Source organism: Bacillus sp. Xin1 (genome assembly GCF_013314535.1).
Lineage (GTDB): Bacteria > Bacillota > Bacilli > Bacillales > Bacillaceae_G > Bacillus_A.
In genome coordinates this window covers 1-10,825 of sequence record NZ_JABUAE010000070.1, presented here as the reverse complement: position 1 = coordinate 10,825, position 10,825 = coordinate 1, and the positions used below count along the sequence as shown (strand labels likewise).

Sequence of the window (10,825 nt, the reverse complement as noted above, 5' to 3'; positions counted from 1 at the left end):
ATAGGCAGCCTGATGATCCCGTTTTTTACGAAGTTGAATATCCAATGTTTCAAATGTAGGATTGGGTAGTGATGCCCTGCATTATCTGTAAGTTCCCCATTGACTTCAGCTAACTAGTTCAATTGAGAGAGTCAAGAAAGTAATCCTATATCTTTTGCCTTTTGTACGGCTTCTTCTCGATTTTTAACTCCTAGCTTCTCATAGAGATTGGAGGCGTAATTTCTTACCGTTCCGTTTGACAAGTAAAGTGTCGAAGCTATTGTTTTATAACGGCTTCCTTGTGATAATAGTTCTAAAATCTCTAATTCTCGTTTCGTTAATCCATACTCTTTTCCATCTGATCGTGATTCAAATAATCCGGTTTCTTCATTTTCTTCCCACATTCTATGGAACAAGTCATGATTAATCATCGTGCCTCCTCGATAGACTAGACGAATTGATTCAGCTAGTTCACGCGAATCTATGGATTTCAATAAATATCCATCCGCACCATTTCGTATGATTTCTTTTGCCCTTTCTGTATTCTGAAAGGTTGACAGAATGAGTACACGAATGTCCGGACATTTTTTCTTAATCATTTTAGTCGCATAAATCCCATCCAGATTTGGCATCTCTAAATCCATTAATACTACATCTGGTTTTAGTCTCTCACACAATTCCAAAGCCCGTTCTCCATCTTCAGCCATACCCACTACTTGTAAATCCTCCTGTCCATCCAAAATTGTATGAAGACTTTCTCGGATAAAAGAATGATCATCGACAATACACAGGCGGATTTGTTCATTAGACAGTTGTACTTGTTTCGGTAAAACACATGAAATTAATGTCCCTTCCCCTTTTTTGGAATAAACAATGACTCTTCCTTGTGACTGACTCACACGCTCTTTCATTGCAGTTAATCCAAAGCCATCCTTCCACTCTTCTACCCCACAGCCATTATCCTGTACATCCAATCTTATCTGTTGTGGTTCAAAATGAAGTGACACAATGATTTCTGTGGAATGCCCATGGCGAACAGCATTTGTTAGTGATTCCTGCAAGCTCCGATATAGTGTCATTTTTGATTGTTTGGAGACCATATACTCTTCCCCTATTATTCGAGTACGTACATTTACTTTTGAATGTTTCTTAAATTCCTCTGTCAATTGTTGTAATGTGACAGCTAAGGGAAGCGATTCTTGTGATAAATCTAATTGATGTAAATACAGTCTTACTTCTTCCATACTGTTACGGGCCAATTGTAATAATGAATCGAGCTGTTGCTCTCCTTCTTTAGACTTTAATTCCATACGTAATGTTTCCATCCCCATAATAATTGAAGTATAGGAATGCCCCATCGTATCGTGTAAGTCTTTTGAGAGCCTATCACGTTCCTCGAGTAATGTAATCCGCTCAACTTGGGATACATATTGTTCCAATACATGTTTCTGGTTCCGAATAATTTCACTTTGACGGTAATTAATAGCCAGTAAACGAAAGAAAGTGCCCATAGCAAAAGCTAAACTGAGTTGTAGGATGATTACCCATAAATCTGTTACTTTGGAAAATATCGCAATGAACAACGGGAACAAAATAATTGTGATAGGACCCGACCAGCGGTAAGATTTATGAACGCTATTTGCCGCAATCATAAAAGTTGGCATTAAAAAAGCAAGATACGCTGAAGGAAATAATAAAGTTAAATAAAAACAAACTCCGCCAAATAATATTATTTCAGTAAATAAATAATAGCGATAACTGAACATTAAACAAATCCAAGGTGCTGAAAATGAAACGACTTCCCAAAGGATTATGATCCAAAGTGGTACTGTCAAATGATCTTGTTGTTGGATAGTCGCTGATATCAATGATAGCCAAATAATAAAGCGTATACAAAGTAAGGCCCAATCATACCAAAACCATAGTTTTAAAGTTTTAAACAAATTATCACTCCTTTATAGCTTTAAACATGAAACGCGTGTACATTCCAATAATTCGAACTAAGCAGTTTCCAATAAGATTATGTATCCAGATGAGAATGAAACCAACAATCATGACAAAAATTGCTGTCTCCCATGAATTCACAGCAATGCCCAATAAGTATATATTAAAATATCGAAAAAGTAAGGGGGTAACGATACATACTAGCGGCATTACATACAGTAAAACAGCACATATAAGACTCATTATTCCGACAAAAAATTTCTGCATGAGCCAAAAAATAGCCCTCCAGTTGCTATTATTAAGAATTATATCCCTCACATTAATCCATTTATCTCCCTCCTCTTTTTTTCTTGGTTCGAATATCTCTATCGATATATCTGCATAAATCTTCGTCTGAATACGTTCATACTGAACAAACGTGTGAGTTGTTTGCAGTACCCACGCTAACAAGGGAATACCCAAAAAGATAATCGTCATTACTAATGCAAATGTAACGCTGACCAGATAGAAACAAAAGTAAAAAAAACCGGATACAAAGGTAAATAACAAGAAATAAAAATCTTGCAAAGTTTTTTGAGCTGATGCTTTCGTCATTAAAATCTCTCCTCCTCATTCATTGCTAATGCGTTAAAAGCTACTTTTTTATTTTAAGTATTTTTCTGTCACATACGGTAGTGTCAAAATGTCATGGTTTGTATGACATAACTATCAATACATCCTTATCCACTCAATTTTTGTTGTCCTTTATAAATGTGACAAAAGTTCACTATCTACTATGACTAGCGGCTTGTTACACTCTGTCCATATGCTAACAAGCCGCTAACTCGTTGTGCTGAAGATAAGATTGTGTTCCCAATCTTATCTTTTTTCTTTGCAGATTTTTTGATATAAAGAAGGAATCCTTAAAATAAGGATTCCTGAAAAAAACGAAGTGTCATAATCAATCCCTTGATTTCGGGCATCATACTTATAAATTCCTTGATCCCTCATTTTATCAACTAAATAATACGTAGTATTAGATTTTAAGAGATTCAATTTTTTTATTTCCAAATCCAAATAAACCTTTCCCTACCCTTGTTGTTCCAGTAACATTTCTTAGAGCGCTTGCTGCATGTAAAAATATTATGCTCTAGGAGTTCGCCTCCCTAGTTCGATAAAATACTCATGGTTATCTAGTTGTGGAGATAAAAAGCCTTGATTAACTTCTTGTTTCTTTACAGTGAATGATTCTTGAACACTCATTGTACTTAGTTTATATTTGTCCTTATTTTCATCATTATATCGAAATACTAGATCGGCAGTTTTTGTTGAAAATGATATAGTCAACTGTCCAGAAATAAACTCTGAAAACTTGATGGTTTCATTATATTTCTCTGTGGACAGTATATTATTTGATGTATCTGCATAGCTAGATATCGGTAAACTAATTGATGTAGTAATCACATCAGCTGACAATAAAACTGCTAAACTTTTTTTCATGTTTTTTCTCCTTTGTTGTTACATCATTCATTAGACAGAATGTCTCTATTTTTAGAAGATTGATACCACCATATATTCATCAAATTAAGAACTTACTTTTCCAAAACAATTTTTTAGAGTAAGTTGTTTTTTGAACCAGAAAGGTATATTTCTAACTATAAAAACTATGACAGAATTTATCCGTTTTTCCTTTGTACCTACTTGCTAAATTCAGCAAGTAAAATATTTTTAAAAGGATCAGAATTACTATGACTAATTCTATGGCCATTCAAATTGATAGCCAATATATGCTTGCCTCCAAGTGTACCTCCAGCAAAAGTAGAAAAGCCTGGAACACCGCCTGCGTGTCCCCATATCGAGGTACCGTTTTGAAGTTTAGTTTCATAGATTCCAAGACCATATCCATCGATCCCTTCTGTTCCTGTAGGAACTGTAGTAAGCATTTGTTTTAGCTGCTGTTCCTTCAGTAATTTGCCACTGAGTAAGTAAGAGAAAAATTTGTTTAAATCATCAGCAGTAGAAATCATATCTCCATCCGAGCTACCTGGGTTAGAATAAGTAACGTCTTTTAGCTCCCTTTCTCCGTCATATCTTGCATATCCACGGGCATGCTTGGTGCCTGGAATAACCGTTGAATTGCCAGGTAGGAATGTATTTGACAATTCAAGAGGTTCAATAATTCGATTTTCAACCTCTTCCGCATAGCTGTTTCCAGTTACTTTTTCAATAAGGATACCCAGTAATACGTATCCTGTGTTTGAATAAGACCAGCCCTTTCCTGGAGCAAAGTCTGGGGGAAGAGAAATCCCCATCTTTACAAATTCTTCAGCCGTATACGATTTTTTTGTATCTTTCATATCAAAGTCTGTTGACTTTATGTAGTTAGCAATACCACTTGTATGATTCAATATCTGCCGGATAGTAATCTGGTTGCTATCATATCCGTTTCCTTGAATGACACCAGGTAACCATTTTTCAATGGAGTCGTCTAAATTCAAGCGGTTCTCTCCAGCTAATTGAAGTAGCACTGTTGCAATGAATGTCTTCGTCGTACTACCAATGCGAAAGCGAAAATCTGTTTTCATTGGCTTCTCGGTTCTCAGATCCGCTATACCAGCGGCATAACTCCACGTTTTTCCACCCTTATAAATTGTAGCGAGTATCCCTGGATATCCAAGTTGTAGTGTATCCCGCATTGCTTTCTTGACGGAAGTACGATCTCGTTGAGTATTTGTTTGTAACGAACTAGATACATTTTGATCAGACTCTGCTTTTACAATTGAGCTTGGTGTTGTGTATATTAGGGAACTTCCAGCTATTAAAAGGGTCAGACTTGCACTCGTAATTTGCCTACTTGTTTTCATAAGATTCTCCCTCTCCTCTATTCATATTGTGTAGATGGTTGTTAGCTGTTTCATACTAAGCACACAGCTATCATCTCTATTAAAAGTTCAATATTACATTTGTAATTATCTTGCTAATTATTTTTTCACAAATGCCATTGTATTCTAACAAACGATAAATTCCTCTTTTTCCACATGTATGTTAACCCTAGAAGAACCACTATTATTACTGGTTTGTTTTTGATAAATAGATCATACCTATTTCCCCTTTCACGCCTCATTATATTTTTTAACATACACAATGTAGATCTCCCCTCCTCATTTATTGTTAATGCGTTAAAAACTGCTCCTTGATTCTAAGTGTTTTTCTGTCACATACGGTAGTGTCAAAATGTCATGACTTTTATGACATAACTATCAATACAGCCTCATCCACTCAATTTTTGTTTTTCTTTATAAATATGACAGAAGTTCACTATCTACTATGACTCGCCGCTTGTTACACTCTGTTCATAAACTAGTGAGTCGCTAACTCGTTGAGCTAACAAAAAATCCTAATTAAATAAAGGAGCGTTCAAAAATGAAACAAGCAATTAACAAACTGGGGATCGTTGCAATTCTTCTTTCTTCTTCAACCATGATTTCTGCATGTTCCCAACAATCATTAGAAGGAGAAACATCAAAACCATCGGCATCCACAACTAATATTGAAATGATGAAAGGACCCAATAATAAAAAAGAAATTGAATCTTTTGCTGATCCATTATTTGAGGAAAAAATGAAGAAGTATAATGTGAATGGTTCTAGTTTTGTCGTCGTTCATGATGGCAAGGTTGTTGTTAATAAAGGGTATGGATATGCTGATAAAGAAAAGAAAATTCCCGTTACTAAGGACACGGTCTTTCAAATTGCTTCAGTCTCAAAAACTTTTACTGCCTTGGCTGTGATGCAACAAGTCGATAAAGGAAAGCTTAAACTAGATCAAGACGTACAAAAATATCTAGGTGGATTACAAATACCTAATCAAACAGGGAAACCTCTCACCCTGTTTGATATGCTCACTTATACTAGCGGGGTAGATTTTCCGGACCTCACAAATATAACTGGACCCGAATACGTTCATAATAGTATACCAATGAAAGAATTTTTCTCTAAACATATGCCAACGGTGGTACGGCCACCAGGTGAAGCTTATACGTATGACAACGTCTCATTTGCGCTCGCAGGGTTTGCAGTAGAGAATGCTACTAACACCCCTTTTTCAAAATATATGGAAAAAAATATTTTCAAACCATTAGATATGAAATCTACGAGTATGAGCTTTACGCCTGACCTTCTCGAAAGAATGGCTACACATTATGGTCCCACTGGTGATCCGATTCCAACAAGTGGGAGCGGTTTAAGGGATACACCACAAGGAGGCATTTTATCTACTGCGGAAGACATGTCAAAATACATGATTATGCAACTACAGAAAGGAACGTTTAAAGACAAAGAAATTGTAAGTAAAAAAAGCATAGATATGATGCATGCCTATCAAGTTTTTGATGATAAGACAATCCCTGTTGCGACAATTGGATTTGAAACGCCTTTTAATGAATTTGCTAACGGTCAACACGTTGTAATGAAAGGTGGAAGTATGCCTGGACATCAATCACTGCTGATTTTAGTGCCTGAACAAAAAACAGCATTCTTCATGTCTTATAATAATGATTCAATGATGAGTATAGACATATATGAAGCTCTCATGGATCACTATTTCCCTGCTAAGAAGAATGATGTAAAAACAAGCTATCTTCCGTTAGAGGAAAAAGAGGCTCATAAATACTTGGGTTTATTCCAAAATACGCGTTTTGCTGCAATTCGCACTCATTTTACTTATGAAAATGGGAATTTGGTCATGGAGGGTGGTACAACGGGAAAACAGGTTCTCAAAATGATTCATCCGTTGTTATTTGAAGATTCAGAAGGCAATAAAGTCGCTTTCAAAAAGAATTCGGCTGGAGAAATCGCATATTTTCACTACAACTCTCCTAAAAGCTTTGATTTTGTAGCAGATGCTCAGAGAATTAACAACAAACCACCTTTTGATGACGTGCCATCAAAGAGTAAATATAGAAGTCACATTGATAGTCTTCATGCTCTAAATATTATGGGTGCTAAAACAGATAATCTATTTAATCCGATGGACACCATGACACAAGGAGAATTTGCGGATACGCTGTTACTTGCTCACGGATGGAACGGTTTTCCAGACGAATCCAAGGAGGCAAGAGAAAAAATGATGAATGGAATTCCAGAGTATAACCGTGCTACTCCGATTACCCGACAAGTCGCAGCAACCATGATTCAAAACGTAAAGCAAATTCAAGACCTGAAAATGATTCAAACTGATAAAGCTAGTAAAGTTAAATTACTTGATGCCGCAGATGATTGGGCAGTCCAATCTATTCAAGCACTTGCCTCCCAAGGAATTCTAGACCCTGATACTTCTATCAATGCTGACGGATCTTTTATGTTCCGTCCGAAAGATGTGTTACTGCGTCAAGAAGCAGGTGCCTTGCTTGATTTAGCTTTTGGATATTATGCATTGCCTATTAAACGACAGTAGATATTTATTCTAATTTAAATAATAAAAAAATGGGATGCTAGTATCTTATCAATATCAAGCTAAAATAAAACAAGAAATTTAACTTTATAAGATCTTTATGAAAACGCAAACGATTCGAAGCATGACTCTATATATTTGAAATTTTTGTATTAAAGGAAGGAACCTATTAGGAAATATGATAGGTTCCTTCCTTTAATTTAATAGGCGTTATACACTGTAAATATGTTGAGTTAGATCTTCAACCTCCTCTAAAACAATTTTCTTAAAAGATAGAATTCTTACATGCTTGTAAGGTAAATGTAAGACAATTCAATATGAGGACTATAATACTTTTGATTAAATTATATATAGCCAATAAACGAACAGAGATAATAACTATGAGTATATTAACAGTCCGTAACTTAAGTAAAATTTATAATACAGGAAAAGTATCTTATAAAGCTCTTTCCAATATTGATTTAACAATACAAAAAGGAGAATTTGTAGGAATTATGAGAGCATCAGGAAGTGGCAAATCAACTTTACTGAATATGATTTCTACTATTGATGCACCAACATCAGGAGAAGTATTTATTAACGAAAAAAATCCTCATTGTTTATCTTCTAATGATTTAGCATTATTTAGACGACGCGAACTAGGATTTGTCTTTCAATCCTTTAACCTCATGAATACGCTAACTGTAAAAGAGAATATTGTTTTACCACTTACATTAGATAATGTAAGTTTGAATGAAATGAACAACAAAGTGGAAGTTATTTCTAAAAAACTGGGGATTGAACAGATTTTAAATAAAAGAACCTACGAAATTTCAGGAGGACAAGCTCAACGAACCGCCATTGCTCGTGCCCTTATTCATTCTCCGCAATTAATATTAGCAGATGAACCAACAGGAAATTTAGATTCAAAAGCGGCAAATGATGTGATGGAACTCCTAAAGAAATTAAATCATGATCAACAAGTAACTATGATGCTTGTGACACATGATCCAGTAGCCGCGAGTTACTGTGATCGAGTAATCTTCATTACAGATGGATCTTTTTATAATGAAATTTATTGCGGTGACAATCGTTCAAAATTTCACAAAGATATTACAGATGTACTATCTTTACTAGGAGGTAATTAACATGAATTTTCGTCAGCTTGTATATAATAATGTCACTCGTAATAAACAATTATACCTTGGACATTTTTTGAGTAGTACATTTGCCGTGATGATTCTATTTACTTTTGAATTGCTTGCATTTCATCCTAATTTCACTGGAAATCTTGTATCGACCAGTGAGACCATGAGTTCGTTAAGTACAAAAGGATTTAAAATTGCTCAATATCTAATTGTATTTTTCTCCTTCTTTTTCATTCTATATTCAATTACTATGTTTTTAAAAACAAGGAAAAAGGAATTTGGGATCTTATTACTCCATGGCATGTCTAACGCACAATTAAAAAAGCTAATTTTCATGGAAAATATGTTAATTGGATGTTCTGCAATTATTGTTGGAATTGGACTTGGATTAGTTTTTGGAAAATTAATCTTACTGATAAGTGGTTCCCTTTTCCTATTAAAAGGTGGGCTTCCATTTCATTTTCCTACTAAGGCAATTTTAGTGACATCTCTTATGTTTTTTATTTTATTTATACTTGTCTCTTTTTTCACTGTACGAATAATGAAGGTATCACAGCTAATTGAACTCATGAAATCTGAAGAAAAACCAAAAACGGAACCAAAGTCATCTAAATGGCTAGCCTTCTTCTCAATTCTTTGTATTTGCATTGGATATGTCTCAGCATTTTATTTGGATATGGCATTAAGAAAAGGAATTGAGATATATGTTCTATTACTATGTGTTTTCTTAACTGTATTAGGAACATACTTTTTATTTACTCAGCTGAGCTTTTATGTCATTAAAATATTAAAAAATCGTCAATACACTTTCTTTAAAAAAACCAATATGTTAATGATTTCAGAGTTAACATATCGAATGACAGATAACGCAAGAACACTCTTTCTAGTAAGTGTACTTTCCGTAGTTGCCTTTACCTCTATTGGTACTTGTCTTTCTATTGGAAATGGCGCATTAGCGGAAGTTAACAGTCCTTATGCATTTGAATATAAATCATTTAAACACAACAAGGAGGAGGCATTTTATATTTCTCAAATAGAGAAACAATTACATAATGATGGATTCTCATATAAATTAGTAATTTCTACTGGTTTTAATACAACAAGTCACGCAACACCAATTATGAAACTGACTGATTACAACGCAACTGCCAAAACACTAGGATACCCAGCAGAAACGTTAAATAAGGAAACAGACAGTCTAATCCTGCCATCAAAAATGTATCTGAGAGTAGCTCCTCAAGAGAAATTAAAGAAACTGTCTTCATCCCTTACACTGGAACACGGTAATATGGATTATAATTTTTCTGGTAATAAAATATTAATGGATAATATTATCAGCCCATCTGATAATTTTTCTGTCGTTGTTTCGGATTCAATGTACGAAACAATACTAAATACACAGTTAGGAGAAACAAAGGTCGATCAATATATAGACTATCGTTTTTTAATTAAAAACATGTATGAAACAGCAGATGTGGCTAAAAAACTTACAAAGATAATTCCAAATGATTATACAAACGCATATCGACCTTTTATATTTGATTCCCCGGTATTAAAATGGTTAGAAAGTAAACAAGTGAATGCGATACTATCTATTCTTAGTGTACTAGTAGGAGTTGTATTTTTTATATTTACAATTAGTTTCTTATACTTCCGTTTATTTACAGATTTAGATCGAGATAAAAGCCAATTCCAAATGCTTTCTAAATTAGGGGTTAACTAAAAGAGAAATAAAAAAAATTGTAACCCAACAAATTAGCATATTATTTTTTATACCTATTGTGATTTCTGTTCTTCACAGTAGCGTAGCCTTCTTGGCAATAAGATTTTTAGCGCAGAGCAGGCATATAGACTTACCTATTGCAGGAAATTCTATTCTCATATTCACGAGCTTTATTAGTATACAAATAATTTACTACCTTATTATTAGAAGAAGTTATTTGCGCCAAATACTTCATTCCATAAATTAAAGTGGTAAATGAGAGAAATGCTGGTGGTATTCCGTATATATACCTCTTACTTAAAGTCACTTTTTTAGTGAGTTAATTAAATTCTTTGTTTTACCAATGGAGTAGCACCACATCTCTATCAAGCTAAGAAAATACACCTCCCCCAGAACGAGATTTTGTCCTAACTTGTAATAAAAAAGCTCATTTTTTCGTTTTGGGGTGGATTTGTTTTCTTAAGTTGATGGGCATGGGGTTCCTGTTTATCTTAGCTTGATGGACATGTGGCGAGACCCCCTTTTTGGGTAGGAATATAGGTAATATCACCAACCCATATTTTATTTCGTTGATCCGTCTGAAAAACTTGATTTAAGAGGTTTGGTCTTTCTATGGAAGGTG

6 protein-coding genes and 1 pseudogene are annotated in these 10,825 nt (G+C 34.5%); 3 read left to right on the top strand and 4 right to left on the bottom strand.

What is annotated here, in order from left to right:
* Positions 1-131: 131 nt before the first annotated feature.
* The 4 genes from HRG09_RS26570 to HRG09_RS26555 form a co-directional block, all read right to left on the bottom strand.
* Entirely contained in the window at positions 132-1,922 is a 1,791-nt protein-coding gene (locus HRG09_RS26570; protein WP_174103832.1) for a helix-turn-helix transcriptional regulator, read from the bottom strand.
* Between the two features lie 4 nt (positions 1,923-1,926).
* Positions 1,927-2,517, bottom strand: a complete 591-nt coding sequence (locus tag HRG09_RS26565; protein WP_174103831.1) for a sensor domain-containing protein — start codon at positions 2,515-2,517, stop codon at positions 1,927-1,929.
* A gap of 528 nt (positions 2,518-3,045) precedes the next feature.
* A complete protein-coding gene (locus HRG09_RS26560) occupies positions 3,046-3,402 on the bottom strand; it encodes a hypothetical protein (protein ID WP_174103830.1) in 357 nt (118 codons plus the stop codon).
* A 197-nt stretch (positions 3,403-3,599) separates the two neighbouring features.
* A complete protein-coding gene (locus HRG09_RS26555) occupies positions 3,600-4,766 on the bottom strand; it encodes a serine hydrolase domain-containing protein (RefSeq protein ID WP_174103829.1) in 1,167 nt (388 codons plus the stop codon).
* 559 nt (positions 4,767-5,325) lie between these two features.
* On the opposite strand from HRG09_RS26555, the gene HRG09_RS26550 reads away from it, so the two are divergent.
* The 3 genes and pseudogenes from HRG09_RS26550 (at position 5,326) to HRG09_RS26540 (ending at position 10,450) form a co-directional block, all read left to right on the top strand.
* A complete protein-coding gene (locus HRG09_RS26550; protein WP_174103828.1) occupies positions 5,326-7,356 on the top strand; it encodes a serine hydrolase domain-containing protein in 2,031 nt (676 codons plus the stop codon).
* Positions 7,357-7,733: 377 nt separating this feature from the next.
* Positions 7,734-8,480, top strand: coding sequence for an ABC transporter ATP-binding protein (locus HRG09_RS26545; RefSeq protein ID WP_174103827.1), 747 nt, complete (start codon positions 7,734-7,736; stop codon positions 8,478-8,480).
* Position 8,481: 1 nt separating this feature from the next.
* Positions 8,482-10,450 (top strand): annotated as a pseudogene (locus tag HRG09_RS26540) (ABC transporter permease).
* Positions 10,451-10,825 lie beyond the last annotated feature (375 nt).